Annotated in this window: 24 protein-coding genes; 10 read left to right on the forward strand and 14 right to left on the reverse strand. The window is 72.3% G+C overall.

Features of this window, described 5'->3' with window-relative positions:
- Window positions 1-30: 30 nt before the first annotated feature.
- From GWK16_RS23615 to grxD, 4 genes are read left to right on the forward strand one after another with little or no spacing between them, the layout of a single operon-like run.
- Window positions 31-594: a transposase gene (locus tag GWK16_RS23615; protein WP_170056439.1), complete on the forward strand. Its 564-nt coding sequence runs from the start codon at window positions 31-33 to the stop codon at window positions 592-594.
- A gap of 47 nt (window positions 595-641) precedes the next feature.
- On the forward strand, window positions 642-2,870 hold the full coding sequence (gene purL / locus GWK16_RS23620) for a phosphoribosylformylglycinamidine synthase subunit PurL (protein ID WP_408903932.1): 2,229 nt from the start codon (window positions 642-644) through the stop codon (window positions 2,868-2,870).
- Window positions 2,870-3,103 (forward strand): BolA family protein, encoded by a 234-nt coding sequence (locus GWK16_RS23625; protein WP_168043993.1) that lies wholly within the window; start codon window positions 2,870-2,872, stop codon window positions 3,101-3,103. Before purL ends, GWK16_RS23625 begins: the two co-directional genes overlap by 1 nt.
- A gap of 12 nt (window positions 3,104-3,115) precedes the next feature.
- On the forward strand, window positions 3,116-3,454 hold the full coding sequence (grxD, locus tag GWK16_RS23630; protein ID WP_168043992.1) for a Grx4 family monothiol glutaredoxin: 339 nt from the start codon (window positions 3,116-3,118) through the stop codon (window positions 3,452-3,454).
- A 15-nt stretch (window positions 3,455-3,469) separates the two neighbouring features.
- Here grxD and GWK16_RS23635 read toward each other — a convergent pair whose 3' ends face one another.
- The 4 genes from GWK16_RS23635 to GWK16_RS23650 all read right to left on the reverse strand — a co-directional run bounded on the left by GWK16_RS23635 (window position 3,470) and on the right by GWK16_RS23650 (window position 7,347).
- Window positions 3,470-4,039, reverse strand: a complete 570-nt coding sequence (locus GWK16_RS23635; RefSeq protein ID WP_170056440.1) for a hypothetical protein — start codon at window positions 4,037-4,039, stop codon at window positions 3,470-3,472.
- Window positions 4,040-4,137: 98 nt separating this feature from the next.
- A complete protein-coding gene (recQ, locus tag GWK16_RS23640) occupies window positions 4,138-5,931 on the reverse strand; it encodes a DNA helicase RecQ (protein WP_170056441.1) in 1,794 nt (597 codons plus the stop codon).
- Window positions 5,931-6,311 carry an OmpA family protein gene (locus tag GWK16_RS23645; RefSeq protein ID WP_170056442.1) on the reverse strand — a complete coding sequence of 127 codons (381 nt, stop codon included), beginning with the start codon at window positions 6,309-6,311 and terminating at the stop codon, window positions 5,931-5,933. Before GWK16_RS23645 ends, recQ begins: the two co-directional genes overlap by 1 nt.
- 76 nt (window positions 6,312-6,387) lie before the next feature.
- The gene (locus GWK16_RS23650) at window positions 6,388-7,347 is read right to left on the reverse strand and encodes a radical SAM protein (protein ID WP_338144552.1); all 960 of its coding nucleotides are present in this window, start codon (window positions 7,345-7,347) and stop codon (window positions 6,388-6,390) included.
- A gap of 123 nt (window positions 7,348-7,470) precedes the next feature.
- Between GWK16_RS23650 and GWK16_RS23655 the strand changes: the two genes are divergently transcribed.
- On the forward strand, window positions 7,471-7,944 hold the full coding sequence (locus GWK16_RS23655; RefSeq protein ID WP_170056444.1) for an Hsp20/alpha crystallin family protein: 474 nt from the start codon (window positions 7,471-7,473) through the stop codon (window positions 7,942-7,944).
- A gap of 7 nt (window positions 7,945-7,951) precedes the next feature.
- Here the strand turns inward: GWK16_RS23655 and cydC are convergent, their stop codons facing one another.
- Window positions 7,952-9,622: a thiol reductant ABC exporter subunit CydC gene (cydC, locus tag GWK16_RS23660; RefSeq protein ID WP_170056445.1), complete on the reverse strand. Its 1,671-nt coding sequence runs from the start codon at window positions 9,620-9,622 to the stop codon at window positions 7,952-7,954.
- Window positions 9,622-11,298, reverse strand: a complete 1,677-nt coding sequence (gene cydD / locus GWK16_RS23665; RefSeq protein WP_170056446.1) for a thiol reductant ABC exporter subunit CydD — start codon at window positions 11,296-11,298, stop codon at window positions 9,622-9,624. Before cydD ends, cydC begins: the two co-directional genes overlap by 1 nt.
- A 96-nt stretch (window positions 11,299-11,394) precedes the next feature.
- Between cydD and GWK16_RS23670 the strand changes: the two genes are divergently transcribed.
- Complete coding sequence (locus tag GWK16_RS23670) at window positions 11,395-12,288, forward strand: polysaccharide deacetylase family protein (protein WP_170056447.1); 894 nt, start codon at window positions 11,395-11,397, stop codon at window positions 12,286-12,288.
- Between the two features lies 1 nt (window position 12,289).
- Window positions 12,290-12,814, forward strand: a complete 525-nt coding sequence (locus tag GWK16_RS23675) for a lipocalin family protein (protein WP_170056448.1) — start codon at window positions 12,290-12,292, stop codon at window positions 12,812-12,814.
- Between the two features lie 6 nt (window positions 12,815-12,820).
- Here GWK16_RS23675 and GWK16_RS23680 read toward each other — a convergent pair whose 3' ends face one another.
- From GWK16_RS23680 to GWK16_RS23690, 3 genes are all read right to left on the reverse strand, one after another.
- A complete protein-coding gene (locus tag GWK16_RS23680; RefSeq protein ID WP_170056449.1) occupies window positions 12,821-14,365 on the reverse strand; it encodes a hypothetical protein in 1,545 nt (514 codons plus the stop codon).
- 77 nt (window positions 14,366-14,442) lie between these two features.
- Window positions 14,443-15,282 (reverse strand): GNAT family N-acetyltransferase, encoded by an 840-nt coding sequence (locus tag GWK16_RS23685; protein WP_170056450.1) that lies wholly within the window; start codon window positions 15,280-15,282, stop codon window positions 14,443-14,445.
- Window positions 15,282-16,031, reverse strand: a complete 750-nt coding sequence (locus tag GWK16_RS23690) for an SDR family NAD(P)-dependent oxidoreductase (RefSeq protein ID WP_170056451.1) — start codon at window positions 16,029-16,031, stop codon at window positions 15,282-15,284. The genes GWK16_RS23685 and GWK16_RS23690 overlap by 1 nt, the downstream gene beginning before the upstream one ends.
- 120 nt (window positions 16,032-16,151) lie before the next feature.
- Here GWK16_RS23690 and GWK16_RS23695 point away from each other — a divergent pair, with 120 nt between their 5' ends.
- Window positions 16,152-16,577 carry a PaaI family thioesterase gene (locus tag GWK16_RS23695; protein ID WP_170056452.1) on the forward strand — a complete coding sequence of 142 codons (426 nt, stop codon included), beginning with the start codon at window positions 16,152-16,154 and terminating at the stop codon, window positions 16,575-16,577.
- Here GWK16_RS23695 and cysQ read toward each other — a convergent pair whose 3' ends face one another.
- A complete protein-coding gene (cysQ, locus tag GWK16_RS23700; protein WP_248291589.1) occupies window positions 16,578-17,360 on the reverse strand; it encodes a 3'(2'),5'-bisphosphate nucleotidase CysQ in 783 nt (260 codons plus the stop codon).
- Window positions 17,361-17,479: 119 nt separating this feature from the next.
- Here cysQ and cysD point away from each other — a divergent pair, with 119 nt between their 5' ends.
- A complete protein-coding gene (gene cysD / locus GWK16_RS23705; protein WP_170056453.1) occupies window positions 17,480-18,403 on the forward strand; it encodes a sulfate adenylyltransferase subunit CysD in 924 nt (307 codons plus the stop codon).
- Window position 18,404: 1 nt separating this feature from the next.
- A complete protein-coding gene (gene cysN / locus GWK16_RS23710; RefSeq protein WP_170056454.1) occupies window positions 18,405-20,261 on the forward strand; it encodes a sulfate adenylyltransferase subunit CysN in 1,857 nt (618 codons plus the stop codon).
- On the opposite strand, the gene GWK16_RS23715 is transcribed toward cysN, so the two are convergent.
- From GWK16_RS23715 to GWK16_RS23730, 4 genes are read right to left on the reverse strand one after another with little or no spacing between them, the layout of a single operon-like run.
- A complete protein-coding gene (locus tag GWK16_RS23715; protein ID WP_170056455.1) occupies window positions 20,251-21,222 on the reverse strand; it encodes a hypothetical protein in 972 nt (323 codons plus the stop codon). The genes cysN and GWK16_RS23715 overlap by 11 nt on opposite strands.
- Window positions 21,223-21,227: 5 nt before the next feature.
- Complete coding sequence (locus tag GWK16_RS23720) at window positions 21,228-22,085, reverse strand: hypothetical protein (RefSeq protein WP_170056456.1); 858 nt, start codon at window positions 22,083-22,085, stop codon at window positions 21,228-21,230.
- The gene (locus GWK16_RS23725) at window positions 22,072-23,379 is read right to left on the reverse strand and encodes an NAD(P)/FAD-dependent oxidoreductase (protein WP_170056457.1); all 1,308 of its coding nucleotides are present in this window, start codon (window positions 23,377-23,379) and stop codon (window positions 22,072-22,074) included. Before GWK16_RS23725 ends, GWK16_RS23720 begins: the two co-directional genes overlap by 14 nt.
- Window positions 23,376-24,266 carry a DMT family transporter gene (locus tag GWK16_RS23730; protein ID WP_170056458.1) on the reverse strand — a complete coding sequence of 297 codons (891 nt, stop codon included), beginning with the start codon at window positions 24,264-24,266 and terminating at the stop codon, window positions 23,376-23,378. Before GWK16_RS23730 ends, GWK16_RS23725 begins: the two co-directional genes overlap by 4 nt.
- Window positions 24,267-24,336: the final 70 nt, after the last annotated feature.

A 24,336-nucleotide genomic window follows, 5' to 3' on the forward strand; every position in this document is an offset into this window, starting at 1 on the left:
TTTTTTGTGCCCCGTGGTAACTAGGGCGGCATGCAGCCCCTCACCCCCACCCAATTCCACGCCCTCCTCCCCTACATCCTCCCCCGCTCCCCCGCCGGCCGTCAGATCGGCGACCTCCGCGCCCGTATGGACGCCATATTCCACCTCACTTCCACCACCGCCCCCTGGCGCGCCCTCCCGCCCGAACACGGCAAGCCCGACACCGTCTCCCGTTACTTCCGCCGCCTCACCCATGCCGGCCTATGGGAGAAACTGCTCGAAGCCCTCAAGGACAATGATCCCAAGCACCCGTTGAATGAGATCGCGCCCCTCATCTTCCGCGCCTGCCGCCGGGCCATCCGCCTCCGAGGGCTCAAATTCATCGCCCTCATCCGCCGCCTCGGCTTCCTCACCGCTTTGAACGGACCGCCCGAAAAGGTCCCGAACCCCAATTTGTCCGAAAACATGCGGCGCAACCTCCGCCTGCCGCCCGCACCGCAGAACAAGGTGCAGGACGGCATCTTCATCGGCCTCCTGCGATCCCTCCGCAGGCTCCATCGCCGCTGCGCCGGGGTCCGCTACCTCCCCCGCGCGCTCCGCCTGGGCTGGTCATGACAGGCCCCGCGGCGAAGCCTCTGGACAGCGCGGCCCGGCCGGTCGACATGGCGCACATGACCGCCGCCGCCCCCGTCTCCCTCGACCCCGCCCGCGCCGCCCAGCTCGCCGCCGAATTCGGCCTCAAGCCGGATGAATACGAACGCTGCCTGGCCATCCTCGGCCGCACGCCCTCCCTCACCGAGCTCGGCGTCTTCAGCGTGATGTGGTCGGAACACTGCTCCTACAAATCCAGCCGGGTCTGGCTGAAGGAACTGCCCACCAAGGCCCCCTGGGTCATCCAGGGCCCGGGCGAGAATGCCGGCGTCATCGCCATCGGGGATGGCCTCGCCGCCGTCTTCAAGATGGAATCCCACAACCACCCCAGCTGGATCGAGCCCTACAACGGTGCCGCCACCGGCGTGGGCGGCATCCTGCGCGACGTCTTCACCATGGGTGCGCGGCCCATCGCCAACCTCAACGCGCTGCGCTTCGGCGCCCCCGACGCGCCGCGGATGAAGCAGGTGATCGACGGCGTGGTCCGCGGCATCGGCGGCTACGGCAACTGCGTCGGCGTCCCGACCGTGGGCGGGGAGGTCAACTTCCACCCCGCCTACAACGGCAACCCGCTGGTCAACGCCATGACCGTGGGCATCGCCAAGGCCGACCGCATCTTCACCGCGGCCGCCACCGGCGTGGGCAACCCCGTGGTCTATGTCGGCTCCAAGACCGGCCGCGACGGCATCCACGGCGCGACCATGTCGTCAGCGGAATTCAGCGCGGACAGCGAGGAAAAGCGCCCCACCGTCCAGATCGGCGACCCCTTCGCGGAAAAGCTCCTCATCGAGGCCTGCCTCGAGCTGATGGCCACCGACGCCATCGTCGCCATCCAGGACATGGGCGCCGCCGGCCTCACCAGCTCGGGCGTCGAGATGGCCGGCAAGGGCGGCATGGGCGTCGAGCTCGTGCTGGACAACGTCCCCCAGCGCGAAGAAGGCATGACCGCCTACGAGATGATGCTCTCCGAGAGCCAGGAGCGCATGCTCATGGTCCTCAAGCCCGGCCGCGAGGCCCTGGCCGAGGCCATCTTCACCAAGTGGGAACTCGACTTCGCGGTGATCGGCCACCTGACCGACACCGGCCGCATCGTCATCCGCCACAAGGGCCAGGTAGAAGCCGACATCCCCCTCGCCCCGCTGGAATCGGAAGCCCCCCTCTACCGCCGCCCGACCGAGGAAACCCCGAAGCAGCCCGTCCTCGCCCCCGGCGCGGTCGCGAACCCGACCACGATCGAGGACGCCCTGCTGCGCCTGGTCGCCACGCCCGACCTCTGCTCCCGCCGCTGGATCTGGGACCAGTACGACAGCCTGGTGAACGGCCTGACCGTGAAGCGCCCCGGCGGCGCCGACGCGGCCATCGTGAAGATCGAGGACCACGACCGGGCGCTGGCCATGACCACCGACTGCACCCCCCGCTACGTGGTCGCGGACCCCGAGGAAGGCGGCAAGCAGGCGGTCGCCGAGGCCTGGCGCAACATCACCGCGACCGGCGCCCTGCCGCTCGCCATCACCGACAACATGAACTTCGGCAACCCCGAGAAGCCGCGGATCATGGGCCAGTTCGCCGCCTCGGTGCGCGGCATGGCCGCGGCCTGCAAGGCCCTCGACTTCCCGGTCGTGAGCGGCAACGTCTCCCTCTACAACGAGACCGAGGGCCGGGCGATCCTGCCCACCCCCGCGATCGGCGGCGTCGGCGTCATCGACGATGCGGCGGACGCGATCGGCCTCGGCATGCCCCACGGCGCCGACCTGATCCTCATCGGGGAAACCGAAGGCTGGCTCGGCCAGTCCCTCTGGCTGCGCGACATCGCCGGCCGCGAGGAAGGCGCCCCGCCGCCCGTGGACCTCGCCGCGGAACGTCGCAACGGCGACTTCGTCCGCGCCCGCATCCTCGCCGGCGAGGTTCTCGCCTGCCACGACTGCGCCGATGGCGGCCTGCTGGTCACCATCGCCGAGATGGCCATGGCGACCGGCATCGGCGCCACCCTCGCCGCCCCCGCGACCAAGGCCCCCGAGCACGCCTTCTGGTTCGGCGAGGACCAGGGTCGCTACGTCCTTGCCGTCTCCGACCCGGCTGGCATTCTCGCCGAGGCCGAGGCCGCCGGCGTGCCTGCCGCCCGCATCGGGCGTTCCGGCGGCGGGGCCTTGGTAATGGCCGACGGCCGGTCCATATCGGTTGCGGCTCTGCGGGAAGCGAACGAGGCGACGCTCCCCGCGCTGATGGGAGGGAAGGCCTGATGGCGATGCAACCGGCGGAGATCGAGGCGCTGATCAAGGCAGCCCTCCCCGATGCCGATGTGACCATCGAGGATCTCGCCGGCGACGGCGATCACTACGCGGCCAAGGTCGTCTCGGAATCCTTCCGCGGCATCTCCCGCGTGAAGCAGCACCAGATCGTCTACGCCGCGCTGCAGGGCCGCATGGGCGGCGTCCTGCACGCCCTCGCGCTCCAGACCTCCGCTCCGGAATAGGACCCCGACCCGATGTCCAACCCGACCTTCGACCGCATCCAGGCCACCGTCACGGAGAACCCCGTGGTGCTCTTCATGAAGGGCACCCCGGTCTTCCCGCAGTGCGGCTTCTCCGCCCGCGTCGTCCAGATCCTCAGCCACATGGGCGTGCCCTTCGCAGGCGTGAACGTCCTCGAGGACATGGAGATCCGCGAGGGCATCAAGGCCTTCACCAACTGGCCGACGATCCCCCAGCTCTACGTGAAGGGCGAGTTCGTCGGCGGCTGCGACATCGTCATGGAGATGTTCCAGTCCGGCGAGCTGGCGACCCTGCTCGCGGAAAAGGAAATCCCCCACAAGGCCGAGGCCTGATCGCTGCGCCGGGCGCTATCGCCCGGCCAGCTTGGCGACGTTGATCGCCCGCGCGTAGGCGAGTCTCGCCTCCGCGGGCGCGTCGCCCTGCACCTGCACCAGGATGCGGTTGTCCACCAGCATCTGGACATTGCCGTCCGTGCCCTGGATCGCGCGCTGGTCGCCGATCCGCACCAGCCGCCCCATCGCCCCGGCCAGCATCGGGTTCGACATCACCGCGCCGAGCTGCGCGATCATCGGATTGTCGCTCATCACCTGGATCTCGACCGACTGATCCTGCGCATTGGTGTAGCGACGCGAGGCGTTCGCCCCGCCGAAGAATCCGGCGGCACCCGTGGCGGAGGAGCTCGCCTCCTCGGCCGTCCAACCCGGCAGCGCATCCGGCAGCGCGGCGGCAAGGTTGGCTGCGGCGCGCTGGGCCAGCAGCTGCAGCGCTTCCTGCAGCGCCGTCTGCGCTGCCTGGATACGCCCGCCCTGATAGGCGCGCTGCGCCTCGGTGATCGCATCGGCGACATCGTCCGCCCGCGCCGGGCCGACGGCGAGCAGCGTGACGACGGTCGTGGCAAGCAGGATCGATCGGCGCATGGCGGCCCCCTCCGGTTGGTGGCGGCACCATAGGCGCACGGCGTCCCGCCACCCATGCGCGACTTCATGGCGCCGGGCCGCCGCGTGACGCAGGTCGCTCAGACCTCCCGCAGGATGCGCAGGATCTCCGCGCCGTAGCGTTCGACGCGCGACCGCCCCATCCCCGGCACCTCGAGCAGCGCATCGATCGTCGTTGGCCGCCGCGCCGCGATGCCGGCAAGGGTGCGGTCATCGGCCACGACATAGGCCGGGATCGACTGCTCCTGCGCGACGCCGCGCCGCCAGAGGCGCAGCGCTTCGAAGCACGGATCGTCGGACCCCACGCGCGCCTCGGCCGATCCGCCGCGACGCGGCGTCGGCTGGACCGCCTCCTGCCGCATCATCACCGGCGTCTCGCCACGCAGGACGGGACGCGCGGCTTCCGTGGCGACAAGCTCGCCGTGGTTCTCCACCGCGACGTCGAGCGCCCCGCGCGCGACGAGCTGTCGCGCGACGCCGCGCCAGGCGCTGTCGCTGAGGTCCTTGCCGACGCCGAAGGTCGGCAGCTTGTCATGGGCGAACTGCGCGACCTTGTCGGTCAGCCGGCCGCGCAGCACGTCCACCACATGGCCCACGCCGAAGCGCTGGCCGGTCCGCACCACGGCCGACAGCAGCTTCTGCGCCGCCACCGTGCCGTCGAACATCCGGGGCGGCGTGCGGCAGACGTCGCAGGCGCCGCAGTCGTCGGATGCGGGTTCCTCGCCGAAGCAGCGCAGCAGCAGGGCGCGGCGACAGGTCGCGGCCTCGGCGATCGCGATCATGGCATCGAGGCGCGAGCGCTCGACGCGCTTCTGCTCCTCGCTCGCGGGGCTTTCGGCGATGCGGTGGCGGGCGATCGCCATATCGCCGGCGCCGAACAGCAGCAACGCGCGGGCGGGCAGCCCGTCGCGCCCCGCGCGGCCGATCTCCTGGTACCAGCTCTCGGGGCTGCGCGGCAGGTCGAGATGCGCGACCCAGCGGACGTCCGGCCGGTCGATGCCCATGCCGAAGGCGATGGTCGCGGCCATGATGACGTCGTCGCCGCGGGCGAAGCGGCGGTGCGCCTCGCGCTTCGCACCCGCATCCATGCCCGCGTGGAAGGCGAGCGCGTCATGGCCGTCGGCGCGCAACCATTCGGCGGTGCTCTCGGTCTTGGCGCGGCTGCCGCAATAGACGATGCCGCAGCCGCCGACCTCGCGGATCAGGGCGCGCAGCTGGCCGCGCTCGCTGTCCCGCGGCGCCGCCGAGACGAAGATGTTCGGCCGGTCGAAGGAAGCGCGGAAGACCGGCGCCTCGGTGAGGTCGAGCTGGAGGCGGATGTCCTCGACCGTGCGCGGGTCCGCGGTCGCGGTCAGCGCCAGGCGAGGCACGCCGGGGAAGCGTTCGCCCAGCACGCCGAGGCCGCGATACTCGGGCCGGAAGTGATGGCCCCACTGGCTGACGCAATGCGCCTCATCCACCGCGAAGAGTGCGATGGGCATCTCGTCCAGCCGCTGCAGCGTGCCGTCGAGCGTCAGTCGCTCCGGCGAGACGTAGAGCAGTTTCAGCCGCCCGCCATGCAGGTCGCGCAGCACGGCGCGCGCCTCGTCCGGCGGCAGGTCGGAATGCAGCGCCGCGGCCGCGACGCCCTGCTGGCGCAGGGCGGCAACCTGGTCCTCCATCAGCGCGATGAGGGGCGAGACGACGACGCCGACACCCGGCCGGCAGAGCGCCGGCACCTGGAAGCAGAGGCTCTTGCCGCCACCGGTCGGCATGAGAACGAGACCCGATCCGCCCGCGGTCGCGTGACGGATGATCTCCTCCTGCCGGCCCCGGAAGGCCTCGTAGCCGAAGACCCGGCGGAGGACCTCCGGAGGGTCCTCCAGGAGGTCCATCACCCGGCGATGCGGATCTCGACGCGGCGGCTTTCGGTCGGCATGTCCTGGAACGGCACCGGGCCGCGCGGCACGATGCGGATGCGATCGCGCGCCACGCCGTTGGCGGCGAGCAGGTCGGCCACGTGCTGCGCACGGGCCTCGGACAGGGCGCGGTTGTAGGCCGCGCCACCGGCGGGGCCGGCAAAGCCGAGCACCGTCACCGGACCGGTGGCGGAGGTCGCCCGACGGGCGGCGGCCTTCACCACGTCCTGCGCCTCCGGGTTCAGCGTCGCGCTGTCTTCCATGAAGAAGACCGTGATGGCCGGCGACGCCGGCTCATTCGCGCAGGCGGCGGCCAGCAGGACGGGGGCGGCAGCGAAGAGGGAGCGGCGGCGCATCGGGGATCGACTCCGGTTCGAAGGCCCTTCTTGGTCGCGCGAAGGGGCCTGTGTCGTCAACCGTGAGTCGAGGCCTCTAGCGCGAGCAGGCGGCCCCGCCGAGGACGCAGAATGTCGCGCAATGCGGATGGTTGAGCGAAACGGGCCGCGACGCCTCGGCAAGGGTCGCGCCGACTTCGAAAGCGGGATCGTAGGGCAGCAGGGTGCAGGCGACGACCGTGGGTGCCGCGGCGCCGCGCCGCTTCACCACCATGCGGGCCGAGGCGCACATCATGCTGTCGGGCGATTTGCGCAGGATCCCCCAGCAGGCCTCGGTGATCTCGGGTACGTCGGCTTCGGCGTCCATCTCGGGGAACAGCATCAGGGCCACCGGATCGGCGGCGTCGACCGGGATGCCGTGGGCGGCGAAGAGCGCCGCATAGCCGCGGCGCATCTCGGCCTCGTCCGCCCCGCCGAAGGCGGCGCGGCCGGCGACGTGGAGACCGAAGCCGTGCCGCGACAGCCAGTCGAGGCCTTCCATCGTCCTGTCGAAGGTGCCCTCGCCACGTTCGAGGTCGTGCAGGGCGGCCTCGTGGTGGTCGAGCGAGACGCGAATCGTCAGCCGGTCGCCGAACGCGGCACGCAGGTCGAGCAGCGCCGCCGCGTGGTTCATCATCGGCTTCATGGCATTGGTCAGCACCAGCGCACGCAGTCCACGGCCGAGCACGTCGCGGAGCATGGCGGGCAGGTCGCGGTTGAGGAAGGGCTCGCCGCCGGTGAAGCCGACCTCCTCGAGTGGCGTGCCGAGCGCGGCGGCCTCATCCAGACAGGCCGCGACCTCCTTCGCCGCGATGAAGGCGAGCGCGTCGTTGCGCGGGCTGCTCTCGATGTAGCAATTGCGGCAGGTGATGTTGCAGAGCGTACCGGTGTTGACCCAGAGCGTCCGGAGGCCGGTGAAGGCAACGACGGCACGTCGCTCACCCTTGGACGTCACGTCGGGGTCCTGGAACTTGGAGGGATCGAGCCGCTTGGGCGCGGCGGGAACGAGACCCGTCACGCAGCGGTGTCCGGTCCGATTGATCCGGGGCCATGCAGGCGGGCATGCCGATGCCCAGATGCGAAGCATCCGGCCAGGCCGGGTGACGACCCGGTGGGCCCTTTCGTCAGGAGGGATGACGTCATGGTCTCGCGTATTCCCATGTCTCCATCCGGGTCTTCGCCGGATCTCTTTGGAACGTTACAGCGCGAAGTGAACCGGGTGTTTGACCAGATGTTCGGTGGGGGTGGCGGCTTGGCAAGGGCCGGCGGCTTCGCGCCCTCGCTCGAGATGAAGGACACCGACACGGGCCTGGTCATCACGGCCGAGTTGCCGGGCCTCGAGGAGAAGGATGTCGAGTTGTCGCTGGAAGGCGATCTGCTCACGCTTTCAGGTGAAAAGCGCCGCGAGACGGCCGAGGACAAGGGCGGATTCCACCTGTCGGAACGCAGCTATGGCGCTTTCCGCCGCAGCGTGCGCCTGCCCTGGGCGGCCGACCCGGCCAGGGCGAGCGCCAGCTTCGACAAGGGCGTGCTGACCGTGACGCTGGAGCGGCCGCCCGAAGCGAAACCGGTGACGAACCGCATCCCGATCGGCGGCGCCAAGCCGCCGGCCTGAACGCCCCTCAGCCGGTGGCCGGGATGGCCCGTCCCCCGGCAAGGCGCAGGATGCGGGTGGGGCGTTCGACGCCGATCAGGTGATGGAGGATGAGGATCACGCTGCGGCCGGCCGTCGCTTCGTCCAGTGTCTGCAGGAAGGCGCGTTCGGTATCGGCATCGAGGCCGGCGGCCGGTTCGTCGAGGATCAGGACCGAGGCGGGCGAGAGCAGCGCGCGGGCGAGGGCCAGGCGCCGCCCCTGTCCCCCTGAGAAGCGCGTTCCGGCTTCGCCGCACAGCGTCTGCAGCCCATCCGGCAGCGACCGGACGAGGTCCCCGATCTGCGCGCGGTCGAGGGCACGCCAGAGTTCGGCATCGGTCGCGCCCGGCGCGGCGAGGCGCAGGTTCGCCGCGATGGTATCGTCGAACAGACGTGCATCCTGTGTCAGCCAGGTGATGCGACGGCGAACCTCGGCGGCCGGCAGCGAGGCGATATCGACACCGCCGAGCGTGATCCGCCCGGCCTGCGGTGCGGCGAACTTCAGCAGCAGCGCGGCCAGCGTGGACTTGCCGGTGCCCGAGGGGCCGAGCAGCGCGATCCGGGCGCCTTCGGGCACGTCGAGTTCGAGGTCCTCGAAGACCAGGCCGCGATCGTCGGCCCAGGCGAAACGCAGGCCGGTCACCTTGAGGGCATGGCCGGACGGCGCCGCTGCGGGCGCGGCCGGATCGGGGACGGGTTCGGGCGTGTCGGCGGCTTCGAAAAGGCGCCGCGCGCCGGCCCCGGCTGCCGCGAGCGCGGCCCCGGCGCGTGGCATGAGGCCGAGCGCCTCGGAGGCCGCGATGGCGAGGAAGACCGCCATCAGCCCGGCCGTCGCACCCGAGGGGCCGGCCGTGATGGCCCAGCCCAGGCTGCCGAGCAGCGCAGCCTGGACGAGCAGCGAGCCCGCCGCGCCACCCACGGCCGCCCGGCGCGACAGCGCCCGCTGCGCGGCGGCAAGCCCCGCGCCCTCCGCCGCGACGCGTGCGGCGGCGCGCGCTTCGCCATTGGCGGCGAGGGTGTCCTCGATGCCGGTCAGCGGGTCGACCACGGCGGCGCGGAGCGCGCCCTGCGCCCCGGCGGCAGCCTCACCGGCGCGCGCGGCGGCGGGAGCGAGCAGCAGCGGCAACAACAGCGCGGCGATGAGCGGCAGCGCCAGCACCGCCGCGAGCGCCGGTTCCGCCTCGCCGATGACGAGCGCCAGCGACAGCACGACCGCGAGCGCCGCCGTCCCGGGGACGATCACCCGCAGATAGAGGCCGTCGAGCGACTCGACGTCTGCGACCAGGCGCCCGAGCAGGTCGCCCGCGTGACGCAGGCCGAGGCCGCTCGGCAGGCGCTCCGCGAGGCGCGAGAAGAACCAGACGCGCATGTCGGCGAGCGCCCGGAACGTCGCCTCGTGCGTGACCAGGCGTTCGAGGTAGCGCGCCACGGGGCGGAACAGCATGACCGGGCGCAGCCAGAGCAGCGCGGCGAGCGCCCCGCCAGCCAGCAGCACGGCACCGCTCTGGCCATGCGCGACGGCGCCGGCCACGACGCGCCCGGCCAGCGCCAGCAGCGCGACGCCCGCCAGGGCTGAGAGCGCCGCCACCAGCAGGCCGCCGACAAGCCAGACGCGGCGCGTCTGCCACAGGCCAAGGACGCGGAAGAGGTCGCGACGCATCAGTTCCCCGCCATCCGGTCCGAGACGGCGCGGCCGCCCGACATTTCCAGGACGCGGCCGAAATACCCGCGCGCCGCCCGCGCATGGGTCGCGACGATGGCCGTCCGCCCGACGCAGAGCCGCCGCAGCGCATCGAGCACGGCCGCCTCGGTGCCCGGGTCGAGATGAGAGGTCGGTTCGTCGAGCAGCACCAGGGGCGTGTCGCGCAGGAAGGCGCGCGCGACCGCGACCCGCTGGGCCTGGCCACCGGACAGGCCGAAGCCGCCCTCCCCCACCAGCGTGTCGAGACCCTGCGGCAGGTCGGCCGCGAAATCCATCACCTGCGCCGCGCGCGCGGCGGCTTCGATGGCGGCGTCGTCGGCATCGGGGCGGGCGAAGCGGATGTTCTCGCGGATGGTGGCGCGGAAGATGTGCGCGCGCTGGCCGACATAGGAGGAGAGGCGGCGGAGTTCGGCGGGCTTCAGCAAGGTGATGTCGTGGCCGTTGATGGCGACGCGCCCGCCATCGGGGCGGCGGAAGCCCATCAGGATCCGCAGCACGCTCGTCTTGCCGGAGCCCGAGGCGCCGGTCAGCAGCAGCGTCTCGCCCGGCAGGACGCGGAAGGACAGGCCGTCCAGCGCCGGCGGGCGGGAGGGATCGTAGGTCAGCCGGGCCTCGTGGAAGGTCACGGTGACCTTGGGGGGGATTTCCTCGAGCAGCAGGCCGGTGGGCTCCTCGCCCTCGAGCAGCGGGGCGAGGTCGGCCGCGGCGCCGCGGGCGGCGAGCTGTTCGTGATAGGCCGCGGCGAAGGCGCGCAGCGGCTGGAAGAAGACCGGCACCGCCAGCAGCGTGAACAGCGCCGCGACCGGGGCCGGATGCGTGCCGGCGACGAGGTGGCCGTGGCGGTAGGCGAGCGAGGCGATCGCCGTCGCCGCGATGAGTTCCATTGCGCCCGCGGAGAGGAAAGCGACGCGCAGCACGCGCATGGTGCGGACGCGCAGTTCCTCGGCGGCTTCGCGCAGGCGGCCGGCCTCGGCCTGCTGCTGGTTGAACAGCACGAGGGTCGGCAGGCCGCGCATGCGGTCGAGGAAGCGGCCCGACAGGCGCTGCAGCGCGGCGAACTGGCGGCGGCTGGCCGCGCCCGCGCCGATGCCGCTCATCGCCTGGGCAACCGGGACCATGATCCCGGCACCGAGCAGGATCAGGCCGCTGACGGGGTCGGCGACGGCGGCCGCACCGGCGACGAGCAGCGGGCCCAGGACCGCGAGCGCGGCGGCCGGGAGCCAACGGGCGAAGTAGCCTTCCAGGGCCTCGACGCGCTCGACGACGAGGGCGCTTTTCTCGCCGACCGCGCGGTCATCGGCTGGGCCGGCGGCGAGCAGGCGGCCGAAGGCGGCGGCGCGGAGTCGCGCCTTGGCGTCCTCGCCGGCCGCGACCTGGGCGCGTTCCTGCGCGACGCCCAAAGCCGCCATCAGCAGGGCGAGGACCGCCGCCGCGGCGAGGTCGGCCCAGCCGGCGTCGGCCCGCCCCAGCAGGGTCGCGAGCAGGCGGGCAATGAGCCAGGCCTGCGCAACGCCGCAGGCGGCGATGCCGAGACCGAGCAGGATCGGAGCCAGGAGGCGGGCGCGCTCGGTGCGCGCTTCCCGGCGGAGGAGCTGCGCGGCACCGGCCTCCACGCCCCGCGGTGGGGAAGCCATGCCGCTCTCTTAGGCGAAAGCCCGCCGCACCGCCACGGCCCCCGTCTTGCTGGAACGGCAGGTCAGCCCCATCAGGGGCGTTGCAGGAGAGATACGATGCTGCCGACCCATGGGCGCTACGACTACCACCCCTGGCCGACCCGCCGCGCCTATGCCTGGCCGGGGGATGCGCGTCTCGCGGTCTATCTCGGCGTCAATCTTGAGCATTTCGCCTTCGGGGAGGGGCTGGGCGCGGAGCTGGCGCCGGGAGGGCCCCACCCCGACGTCCTGAACTTCGCCTGGCGGGACTACGGGAATCGCGTCGGTGCCTGGCGGCTGATCGAGCTGCTGGACGAATTCGCCCTGCCGGCGACCGTGCTGCTGAACAGCGCGATGTACGACTACGCGCCTGCGCTCGTCGCCGCCCATCGCGCGCGGGGCGACGAGATCGCGGGGCATGGACGGACCAATTCCGAGCGGCAATCCGTCCTGCCGGAGGAGGAGGAGCGTCGCCTGATCGCCGAAAGCACGGCGGCCATCCTGCGGCACGAGGGCCGGGCACCGCGCGGTTGGCTGTCGCCCTGGATCGCCGAGAGCCACGCGACGCCGGACCTGCTGGCCGAGGCCGGCTACGCCTACACGCTCAACTGGTGCGCTGACGACGCGCCGATCTGGATGCGGACGAGCAGCGGCCGGCTGCTCGCCATCCCCTACCCGCAGGAGATCAACGACGTCCCGGCGATCGTCGCGCGCAAGGATGCCGCCTCGCAGTTCGCCGACATGATCGTCGACGATTTCGAGGAAAGGCTCCGGCAGGTGCGCGACGGCTTGCCGCAGGTGATGGGCATCGCCCTGCATCCCTATCTGGTCGGCCAGCCGCATCGGCTGCGACCGTTGCGCCGCGCCCTGACGCATCTTTCCGCGTGCCGGGGCGTTGTCTGGATCACCACAGCGGGCGGGGTGCTGGACCATGTGGCCACGCTGCCGCCCGGAACCATACCGGGAGACTGACATGCGCCTGGGGATCGCTGCCCTCGCCCTGCTCGCCGCTGCCTGCACGACCGAACCCGGTCCCGGCACGCCGCGGACGGTCGGGTCCGTCGACCTCCAGCGCTATGCCGGCACCTGGCACGAGGTCGCGCGCTTCCCGACCTCCTTCCAGGACAATGCGCGGCTGCGCTGCGAAGGCGTGACCGCGACCTACACGCTGCGGTCGGATGGCAAGCTGGAGGTGGTCAACCGCTGCCGGAATGCGCTCGACAACGGGCGGGAGAAGGTTGCGAACGGCGTCGCGTACAGCGCCGCGCCGACGAATGACCGGCTGCGCGTGTCGTTCTTCTGGCCCTTCTACGGGGACTACTGGGTGATCGGGCTCGACCCGGACTACCGGTGGGCCGTCGTCGGGGCGCCGGACCGCGACTACCTGTGGATCCTCTCGCGCGACGCGGCGATGTCGACGGCCGACTACACGACCGCCGTCGCCATCGCGCGGCGGGAAGGCTTCGACGTCAGCCGCCTGCGCCGCTCGGCGCCCTGACCCGTCTCAGCGGCCGCGCGACGGCGTCAGCAGGACGTCGAAGGCACCGGCGCCCGAGCCGATGACGGAGGCGCGGAGGAACAGGTTGCCCTTGCGGTCCGACGGCACGACCAGGCGCGATGCCAGGCCGTCCCCGCCGTCGTCGTCCTCCGCCAGCACGCGGCCCGCTTCGTCGATGATCTCGAGCACGGTGTCGGTGCCGTCGCGAAGGTTCTCGGTGACCGCGACATGGTCACCAGGGGGCAGCCGGAAGACCGCCGCCTCGCCGCGCCGCAGGCGGACCGGCACGCGAACGCCGCGTTCCAGCGGCGGCGCGGCCAGCGCCTGCGCGATCGACAACGGCACGGGCGCGCCCGAGGAAGCATCCGCCTCGACCACGAGATCGAAGCCGCCCGTCGCATCCCCGAGCAGGCTCGCCCGGATAAAGAGCGGCCGCCGTTCGCTGGCCGGCACTTCGAGGCGGGAGGCGAGGCCGCCGCCGCCATCGTCGTCGTCCGCGATCTCCTGCCCCTCGGCATTGATCAGCGAGAGGACGGTGTCGGCCCCGCGGCGAAGGTTGCGGGTCAGCACCGCGATGTCCCCATCGGGCAGCCGGTAATAGGCCGCCTGGCCGCGGCGGAGCAGCAGCGACACGGACTGGCCGACCTCGAGCGCGGGCGCGGCCGATGCCTCGCGCAGGCTGCGCGGGAAGGGCGGCGTGGCCGGGGTCGTGTCGGGCAGCACCACGACCTCGAAGACGCCGGCGCCGCCGGCGATCGACCGGGCGCGGAGGAAGACCGGGCGGCGCTGGCCGGCCGGGATCTCGACGCGCGAGGCGAGGTTTTCCTCCCCGCTGTCGTCGTCCTCCGCAATGTCGCGGCCGTTGGCATCGAGCAGGGTCAGGGTCGTGTCGGTGCCCGGCTGCAGGGCGCGTGTCAGCGCAACCAGGTCCTGGCGCGCGGCCGGGAGCCGGAAATAGGCCTCCTGCCGGCCCCGGAGGGTGACGGAGACAGCCTGCCCCACGATCAGTTCGGGCCGCGTCGCCGCTTCGGCGAGGGTTCGGGCGGGGGCCGAGGGATCCACGGGCGGCGCGGCCTCGAGCACCAGTTCGAAGCGGCCGGCCGCATCCTCGAGAATGCCGACGCGCAGGTAGAGGGGGCCACCCTGATCCGCCGCGACCTCGAGCCGCGAGGCGAGCGTCTCGTCCCCGCCGTCATCGTCCTCCGCCAGGATGCGGCCCTGGGCATCGAGCAGCGCCATGACCGTATCGGTCCCGCGCGCCAGGCGCCGGGTCTGCGCGATGACGTCGCCGCCGGCCTCCGGCAGTCGGAAGAAGGCCGACTGGCCCGGGCCGAGATCGACGTCGACGGTCGCGCCGAGCGCGAGCGGCGGCAGCAGCGCGGCATCCGCGAGGTCGAGCGCAAACGGTGCCGCGGGGCTTGCCTGCGCCGGCTGGGGGGGCGGTGCCGCGCGCTGGGCGAGCGCCGGCGGCGCTGCCAGCAGGGCTGCGCCGAGGAGCGCGAGGCCGGTGCGACGGAGCGTGCGAAGCCGCCGGCTGGTCTGGTCGTGCATCGTCGCGGCATCCCTCGTCTGGCGCGGCCGCAGGGCTAGCCCCGGCGCGTGAAGCCGGTCAACCGCGCAGCCGAGTCTCAGCCGAGTTCGAAGGTGGTGATGCCGTAGATGTGCACCAGCGGCAGGTCCGGCGCGGGGCCGGCATACATGCGCGCCGTCTCGAAGGCCGGGGCCATGCCGGCGGCCGTCGCCATGGCGATGGCGTCCGCATTGGGCTCGGGCAGGTCGAGGAAGACGGGACCCGGCGGGGCGGCGTCGAGCAGCGCAGAGAACAGCGCGCGGGCCGCCGCCGGGGTTTCGGCGAAGAGCGGCCCGATCTTCGATCCGTCCCGGCAGGGACGCAGGACCCCGTAGCCCAGCAGGCCGGCAGGACCGGTCGCCGCGACGGCGACATGGCCGGGTGCGGTGATCCAGGCGCGCAGGAAGGAGTTGCGCGGGGCGGGGAAGAAGCGGCGGTCGTAGGCCGCGAGTGTCGCGAAGGGGATCGCGGCAAGCGCGACGATCGGCGGCGCGTCCTCGACCGGTGGCGCAACAGGCGCGGCCGCGCCGTAGCGGACGTTGCGATGGACCAGGGTGAAGCCGGATGTCCGGTAGTTCGCCTGCTGCGCCACCACGCCGTCGAGCCCGACCACGCCCGGTTGCAGCCTTGCCATCGCCGCCCGCCACAGCGCCATGCCATGGCCGCGGCCACGGAATTCCGCACGCACGATGTAGAAGCCGAGGAAGCCGAAGCCGCCCGGATAGCGCACGGCCGAGACGCAGCCGGCCGGCGTGCCGTCGACCTCCCCGACCAGGAAGCCGTCCGGGTCCGCCGCGTGGAAGCATGCGGCGTCGGCGAGGCCGGGGTTCCAACCCTCGGCGGCAGCCCAGTCGAGGGCGAGGGCCAGGTCCTCGCGCGTCATGCTGCGGATCTGCATCAGTGCATCACGTCCCCGCCATTCGGCGACAGGCAGGCGCCGACATAGAAGTCGCCGCCGCGCCCGGCGAGCAGCAGCGCGGTGGCGGCGATGTCCTCGGGGCGGCCGAGCTTCCCGGCGGGCAGCGCCGCCTCGATCGCCGCGCGCCATTCGGGGCCGCGGGACCGGGTGAGGTCGGTGTCGACCGGGCCAGGGGCGATGCTGTTCACGCGCACGCCGCGCGGCGCCGCTTCGAGCGCGAGGGAACGGGTGAAGGACAGGATCGCCCCCTTCGCCGCCGTGTAGGGTGTCAGGTTGGGCGAGCCCTTGAAGGCGAGTTGCGAGGAGATCGTGATGATCCGCCCCCGCCCGCGCGCCGCCATGCCGGGATAGACCGCCTGCGCGGCGACGACCGTGTGCATGAAATGGACGTCGAGGATGCGGCGGAAGGTCTCCTCCGGCAGCGTCTCGAAGGCGCCGCGCAGGTTCATCCCGGCATTGGTGACGAGGATGTCGACGGGACCGAGCGCGGTTTCGGCGGCCGCGACGAAGGCGCGCAGCCGCGCGGTATCGGCGACGTCGAGCGATTCGGCATGGCAGCGGCGGCCGAGCGCGGCGAGGTCCGCGGCGACGGCCGCCGCGCCCTCGGCGTCGTCGAGGTGGCAGAAGGCGACGTCGGCGCCGGCCCGGGCGAAGGCGCGCACGATGGCCGCACCGATGCCACGGCTGCCGCCGGTGACGATCGCGACCTGGCCGGCGAGGTCGGTCATGCACGCTTCTCCTGTTGCCGTGCCCGAATCCATCGCGCATCGGGGGCGGGGCGGCAACGGCGCGCATGGCGTCGGCCGCCACGCTGCGGCAGCATGGCGGCAGCCTGCCGGAGGAACGACATGGACGACGCGGCGCCCGCACCGGGCGCGATCCAGGACATCGTGCATCGCGGCGTGCCGCTGGCCGCGGCCTGGGGGATCGAGGTGGTCTCGGCCGCCGGCGGCAGCGCGGTGTGCCGGCTGCCCTGGCGGGAGGAACTGCTGCGGCCGGGCGGGACGGTCTCGGGGCCTGCGCTGATGGGGCTCGCGGACGTCGCGATGTGGGCCGCGCTGCTGGGAGAGACCGGCGGGCGGGACGAGAGCCTGACCTCCAGCCTGTCCATCCACTTCCTGCGGCGGCTCGATCCCGGGCCGGTGCTGGCCGAGGCCCACGTGCTCAAGCGCGGGCGGATCATCTTCGGGGAGGTGACGATCCGCAGCGAGGGCGTCGAGACGATCGCGGCGCATGTCACGACGAGCTGGGCCTCGGTGACGCGGCGCGGATGATCAGCGCTTCGGCGCGCCCCAGGCGATGAAGGGGCCGTTGCGCCAGCCGGTCGCGGCCTTGCCGTAGCGGAAGGGATCTCCGTCCGGGGTGACGACGGCGCCGCCGGCCGCGGCAAGGACTGCCTGGCCGGCCGCGGTGTCCCACTCCATGGTCGGGCCGAAGCGCGGATAGACGTCGGCCTCGCCTTCGGCGAGCAGGCAGAACTTCAGCGAGGACCCGACCGAGCGCAGGCCCGCGATGGGGCGGTCGGCGAGGAAGGCGTCGGTGGCGGCATCCCGGTGGGAACGGCTCGCGACGGCGACGAGGCCGTCATCTGCGGGGTGCCGGCAGCCGATCGGCTGCGGCGGAGCGTCGCCGTGGGATGCCTCCGCGCCCGCGCCGAGCGCGCCCAGCCAGAGCCGGCCCAGCGCCGGGGCGTAGACCACGCCGGCGACCGGCACGCCGTCCTCGATGAGAGCGATGTTCACGGTGAACTCACCGTTTCCTGAGAGAAATTCCCGCGTGCCATCGAGGGGATCGACGAGGATGAAGGGACACTCCGGCGCGGCGGCGGCAAGGGCCGCGTCTTCCTCGGAGATGACGGGGAATTCGGGGCAGCAGGCCCTGAGGCCCTCGAGGATGGCCTCGTGCGCGGCAAGGTCGGCCGCCGTCAGCGGGCTGCCATCGGCCTTCTGTTCGGCCGTCGTGGTCCCATAGATTGCCATGATGCGCGCCCCGGCCTCCCGCGCCACGGCGACGAACCGCCGGGCCAGGTCCTGTCGCATCTCGGGGGTGGTTCGCATCGTCTCGGTCGTCCGTCTCGGGCAGGGCACGGAACTTGCGCAATGCCAGGCGCCATGGGAAGACCCGGACCATGCCGGAAGGCCATTGAAACCCGGCAAATTCCGCCCGTGAGGGATCCTTGACCATCGCCAGCCCACGATCCCCGCTCACGCCGCACCTCGCGCGGCTGGAAGCGGAATCCATCGCCATCATCCGGGAGGTCGCGGCCTCCTTCCGCAAGCCGGTGATGCTCTACAGCATCGGCAAGGATTCCGGCGTGATGCTGCACCTGGCGCTGAAGGCCTTCGCGCCGGGCAAGCCGCCCTTCCCGCTGATGCACATCGACACGACCTGGAAGTTCCGGGAGATGATCTCCTTCCGCGACGCCATGGCGAAGCAGGTCGGGATGGAGCTGCTGGTCCACACCAATCCGGACGGGATCGCGCGCGGCATCAACCCGATCGCCTCGGGGTCCGCGCTGCATACGCAGGTGATGAAGACCGAGGCGCTGAAGCAGGCGCTCGACAAGTTCGGCTTCGACGCCGCCTTCGGCGGGGCGCGACGCGACGAGGAGAAGTCGCGCGCGAAGGAACGCGTCTTCTCCTTCCGCGGGCCGGGGCATTCCTGGGATCCGCGCGCGCAGCGGCCGGAGCTGTGGTCGCTGTTCAACACCCGCATCCGCGACGGCGAGAGCATCCGCGTCTTCCCGCTGTCCAATTGGACCGAATACGACGTGTGGGACTACATCCTCGCCGAGGACATCCCGGTCGTGCCGCTGTATTTCGCCAAGCCGCGGCCGGTCGTGAAGCGGTCGGGCACCTGGATCATGGTGGATGACGATCGCTTGCCGCTCGAACCCGGCGAGACGCCCGAGATGCGCATGGTCCGCTTCCGCACCCTCGGCTGCTATCCCTTGTCTGGCGCGGTCGAGAGCACGGCGGCGAACCTGCCCGACATCATCGCGGAGATGCGCGCGGCCAGGACCTCCGAACGCCAGGGCCGGCTGATCGACACGGACGAGGACGCGTCGATGGAGAAGAAGAAGCGCGAGGGGTATTTCTGACATGGCCGCCCGCGCGCAGCACGAACTCCTCCGTTTCCTCACCTGCGGGTCGGTCGATGACGGCAAGTCGACGCTGATCGGGCGGCTGCTCTACGACAGCCAGCTGATCTTCGAGGACACGCTCGCCGCCGTCGCCCGCGACAGCCGCAAGCACGGCACGACGGGGGAGGACATCGACCTCGCGCTGCTGGTGGACGGGCTCGAGGCCGAGCGGCAGCAGGGCATCACCATCGACGTCGCCTACCGCTTCTTCGCCACGCCCCGGCGGTCCTTCATCGTCGCCGACACGCCGGGGCACGAGCAGTACACGCGCAACATGGCGACGGGCGCGTCGAACGCCTCGCTGGCCGTCATCCTGATCGACGCGCGCAAGGGCGTGCTGACGCAGACGCGGCGGCATTCCTACATCTGCTCGCTGCTCGGCATCCGCGACATCGTCGTCGCGGTGAACAAGATCGACCTGGTGAATTTCGACGAGGCGACCTTCGAGCGCATCGTCGGCGACTACGTGACCTTCGCGGCCGAGCTCGGCTTCCGGTCCATCGTGCCGATCCCGATCAGCGCACGCTTCGGCGACAACGTGACCGCGAAGTCGGGGAATACGCCCTGGTATCACGGGCCGACACTGCTCGCGCATCTCGAGGGCGTGGACGTCTCGCAGGACCTGTCGGCGAAACCCTTCCGCTTTCCCGTCCAGTGGGTGAACCGGCCGAACCTCGACTTCCGGGGTTTCGCGGGGACCATCGCGAGCGGGACCGTGGCACCCGGCGACCAGGTGGTGGTCGCGGCTTCGGGAAAGGCGACGCGCGTCGCGCGCATCGTCGCCGCCGAAGGTGACCTCGACCGCGCCGAGGCGGGCCAGGCGGTGACGCTGACGCTGGCGGACGAGGTCGATGTCGCGCGCGGGGACGTGCTCGCGCGCCCCGCCGAGCGGCCCGCCGTCGCGGATCAGTTCGCCGCGCATCTGCTCTGGATGGATGAGGAGCCGATGCTGCCCGGGCGCGGCTACCTCATGCGCATCGGCAATGTCTGGACGCCCTGTTCCGTCACTTCCATCCGGCACCGGGTGGACGTGAACACGCTGGAGCAGCACGCGGCGCGGCGCCTGGCACTGAACGAGATCGGCTTCTGCAACTTCTCCGCCGGCCAGGCGGTGCCCTTCGATCCCTATGAGGAGAACCGCGCGACCGGCGCCTTCATCCTGGTCGACCGTTTCACCAACCGCACCGCCGGCGCGGGGATGATCGCCTATCCGCTGCGGCGGGCGTCGAACATCCACCAGGAACACTTCACCATCGACAAGGCGTCGCGGGCGGCGCTGACGGGCAACCGGCCGATCGTGCTGTGGTTCACCGGCCTGTCGGGGTCGGGCAAGTCGACCATCGCGAACATCGTGGAGCAGGCGCTGCACCGCGCCGGGCGCGCGACCTATGCGCTCGACGGCGACAACATCCGCCACGGGCTGTGCCGCGACCTCGGCTTCACCGCCGAGGACCGCGTCGAGAACATCCGCCGCGTCGGCGAGGTCGCCAAGCTGATGGTCGATGCAGGGATGATCGTGATGTGCTCCTTCATCTCCCCCTTCCGGGCGGAGCGACGGATGGTGCGCGACCTGCTCGGGGCCGGCGAATTCGTCGAGGTCTTCGTCGACACGCCGATCGAGGATTGCATCGCGCGCGACCCGAAGGGCCTCTACGCCAAGGCGCAGGCCGGTCAGATCAAGAACTTCACCGGCATCGACAGCCCCTACGAGCCGCCCGAGGCGCCGGAGCTGCACATCCGCACCGCGGGCCGCGCGCCCGAGGATTGCGCGGCGGAGGTACTCGAGAAGCTGCGCGCCGCCGGCGTCAGGTGCTGACGGAAGGCCAGGCGAAAGGCACGGCGGGGTCGCCCGCATAGGGGTCCGGCCCGTCCGCCAGCAGCGCGGCGAGGCGCGCATCGGCCGCGCGGGCGATGAGGCCGAGCTGCGTCCGCCAGAAGGACAGCAGCTCCGCATCCGGCGCCGCGCCCGCCATGGCCTGGTCGAGCCAGCGGCCGAAGGCGCGCGGCAGTTCGCCGACGAGGCGCAGCACCAGCAACTCGTCGCGCGGCGAAAGACCGATGCCAGAGCGCCATGCGCCATCCGCTGTCAGGCCCGCGGTGACGGTGCCGCCACCCGGCGCGCCGAGGGCGAGTTCCGTGCCCCCTGCCCCGGCCTGGATCGCGAAGGCGAGGTGCGGCTGGGGCGTCGGACCGAGGCGCGCGCCGTCGAGCCGCAGGTCGAGCAGCCGGGTCTCGCCTTGGCTGCGGAAGGACACCCAGGGCTTTCCGGCGGCGACCGGAAGCCGTTCGGCCAGAAAGCGCCGGCCAGCAATGAGCGCGGCGGATTCACGCGCCGGCGCGGGACCGTCGTCGGCGGACTCGATGGTCAGCGTCGAGAGGCGGAAGCCGACGCCGCGCATGCGTTCGCCCGGCGCGGGCAACTGCGTGATGCGGTCGGCGAGGAACCAGAATTCCAGCGGTCCCGCCCCCTCGGCCGCGGCCGCGTCCCAGGCGAAGTCCAGCACGCCGGAGGCGCCGAGGCGCCGCGGCGCGACCGCGAGGCGTTGGCCGTTGAGGAAGACCGCGACATCCGGGATCGCCTCGCCGGGATCGAGCACGATCTGCGCCTCGCCCCGACCCGGGCCGGGAGGCGCCGCCACACGCAGCACCGAAAAGCGCCCCGGCCCCGACCAGCGGAAGCCGACGGCGTCGCGCATGGCGGGTTCGTGCCAGCCGCTGCCGTCGATCGCGAAGACGAGGTCGTGGACGGTGCGCCGCCGCCAGGGTCCGGTTGCCATGGTCCTCAATCCAGCCGCAGGGCCTCGCGCTCGGCGAGGCGAACGACCTCAAGCCCGAAGCGGGTGCCGGCGACGGTGATCATCTCGGCCACGGGATAGCCTTCCTCCTCGCGCGAGGCGATGGCGAGCAGCAGGTCGGCGACCGCCTCGGCGACGGGGCCGAGGCCGAGGGCCCCGAGCGCCGCCCGCCGCGGCGCGAGATGCGCCATCAGCACCCGCAGCGCGCGCCGCCAGCCCGGCTGGTTCCAGGCGGCCTTGTGGGCCAGGTGCCGGATGCCGTCGCAGCGAACCGCGCGCACCGGCAGTCCGCGCAGGAGCGCGTCGAGCACGATCCAGTAGTCCCACCACGGCACGCCGAAGGCGAAGCCGGTCAGGTCGATGCGCTGCGCCATCGCGGCCGGCATCAGCACCAGGTCGTAGCCGTAGCGGTAGGCCGCGCCCTCGGTCTGCGCGGCGTGCTGCACGTCCATGCGGTTGCAGGCGAGCATCGCCTGGCGGGCCTCGGCGGCCAGCGCCGCACGGCGGGTGGCATCGAGGTCGAGGCGGATATCGGCGTTCACCAGGCCCACGACCGGCGCGCCGGTCGCGACCGCCTGGCGCAGCGCGTCGCCGACCCAGGCGCCGGGGCGGCCATAGGCCTCGGCGACGCCGGGTTCGGCGGTGCGGCGTTCGATGGTCTCCGGCAGGCCGGCGAGGCTCGCGGCTTCCTCGGCCGGGTTCACGGTCAGGATGCGCCAGCCCGGAGCGGGCCAGGAAGCGATGCAATCCTGCCGCCAGATGGCACCCGCCTCGGCACCGCCCGGCCCGGGGCGCTTCATGCCCGGCGGGATGGAGGTCGCGAGGGCGACCTCAGTCGCGGGCATCGAGCCGGCGCAGCTTGGCGACATTCCAGGCGATGCCGATGGCGCGGAAGGCATGGCCCGGAATGGTGCGCAGCCGCGTCTCGACCGGCGCGGCGATGTCCTTCAGCGGCGTGCCGTTGCTCGCCTTGGCGAGCTCGCGCCCGAGCGCGATGCCGAGGGCGACGCCGCGGCCGTTGCAGCCGGTCCAGGACAGCACGCCGGGGGCAAGTTCGTAGACATGCGGCATCCGGTCCGCGGTCCCGGCGACATAGCCCCACCAGACGTAGTCGAAGGTGACCTCGCCGATCTGCGGGAAGACGCGGCGGACGCGGTCGGTGATGCGGGCGCGGATACGGCTGTCCCAGCCGACGGGCACGATCAGCCCGCCGCCGGTGACGAGCCGGCCATTCGCGTCGAACCGGTAGAAATAGAGGTCGCCGCGCGTGTCCGACAGCGCGTGCCCTTCGGGCAGGATGGTCTTGCGGATGTTGTCCGACAGGACCGAGGTGGCCATCTGGTAGGAGCGCACCGGCACGATGGTGCGCTTCAGGCCGGGCCAGAAATCGCCGGTATAGGCGTGGGTCGCGACAATGACGCGATCCGCGGTCAGCGTGCCGCCCGGCGTCCTCACCTGCCAGCCGGCGGGGCCCTTCTCGATGCCAGTGACGGGGCTTGCGGTGTGGACGATCGCGCCGGCGCGCATCGCGGCGGCGGCCATGCCGCGCGCGAGGCCGAGGGGGTTGATGCGCCCGCCCGTCGCATTGCCCCAGCCGCCGAACCAATGGTCGGTCCCGGTCAGCGCCGCCATCTCGGCGCGCGAATACATCCGCACCGGGGCGCCGCGGCGGCCCCATTGCTCGGCGCGGGATTCGGACAGGCGCAGGCGGCCCTCGCGATGGGCGGGCTGGATCCAGCCGTTCTGCACCGCCTCGGCGTCGATGCCGTGCTTGCGGATGAGGTCGAAGGTGAACGCGGCGCTGTCGCGGATCAGGCCGACCAGTTCCTCGCCCTTGTCGCGCCCGCCATGTTCGGGGGTCACGGCGGCGGCGATCTGGTCGGGATCCAGGCGCGAGAGCGTCGGGATGACCTGGCCGTTGTTGCGGCCGGAGGCGCCCCAGCCGATCTCCGCGGCCTCGAGCACCGTCACGGGCACGCCGGCCTCGGCCAGGTGCAGCGCGGCCGACAGGCCGGTGAAGCCGCCGCCCACCACGACGACGCCGGTGCGCGCGTCGCCGGCAAGCGCCGTGGTCGGCGGCGCCGGCGGGGCGGTCGCGGCCCAGAGGCTCGGCGGCATCGGGGGGGAGATCGCGTTCATGCCGTCTTCCTACCCGTGAACAGCACGGCGGCCAGCATGCCGCCCACGGCGAGCGACGCACCCATCCCCTGCAGCCAGGAGAGCGGTTCGTGCAGCACGAGGGCGGCGAGCAGCAGTGCGGTCACGGGCACCATGATCGAGAGGGTGGCGGCGCGCGTCGCTCCTAGCAACTCCACCGCGCGCGCATAGAGGAACATCGCGAGCGCCCCGAGCACGATGCCCTGCATGGCGAGGTGCAGCAGCAGCGACCCGGTCGGCAGCGCCATCACGGTCGCCGCACGCCACGGCAGCCAGATGGGCAGGACGGCGAGTGCCGAGACGATCGTCACAGCCGCCGTCGCGGGAATGGCCGGCACCTGCCAGCGGCGCAGCAGCAGGGTAAAGACCGCCCAGGTGCCGCCGGCCAGCAGCAGCAGCAGGTCGCCCCGCCAGGCACCGGGATGCGCGCCGGCAACGCCGTCCCAGCCGATCATCAGCACGCCGGCCGCCATGACGGCGAGCGCGGCCGCGCGGCCGGGGCTCGGCTTCTCGCCGATCAGCGGCACGGCGAGGACCGCCCCGGCGATCGGCACGGTCATCGGCGCGATGGTCCCGCCATGGGAGGCCGGCGCATAGACCAGCGCCGAGAGGAAGAGCAGCAGGTTCGGCGCACCGCCGAAGAAGGCGAGCACAGCCAGCCGCCGCAGCCCGATCCGCGCCAGTGTGTCCCGTGCCGCCCAGGCGAGCGGCGCCAGCAGCAGCGCGGCCGGCACGTAGCGGAAGGTCGCGAGGTCGAGCGGGTGGAAGCCCTGTCCCGCCAGCGCCGGCCGCGCCACCACGGCGTGCCCGCCCCAGATGAGCGACGAGGCAACGCCAAGCGCGAGGCCGAGCAGGATTTTCGGATTCATCGCCGCCACCCTGCCCTGTCGACGAGCGCCGCGAAACGGCGCCGCGGCGCGGGGCAGGCATGAAGCCGCA

The organism is Neoroseomonas marina (genome assembly GCF_012927745.1).
GTDB lineage: Bacteria > Pseudomonadota > Alphaproteobacteria > Acetobacterales > Acetobacteraceae > Neoroseomonas > Neoroseomonas marina.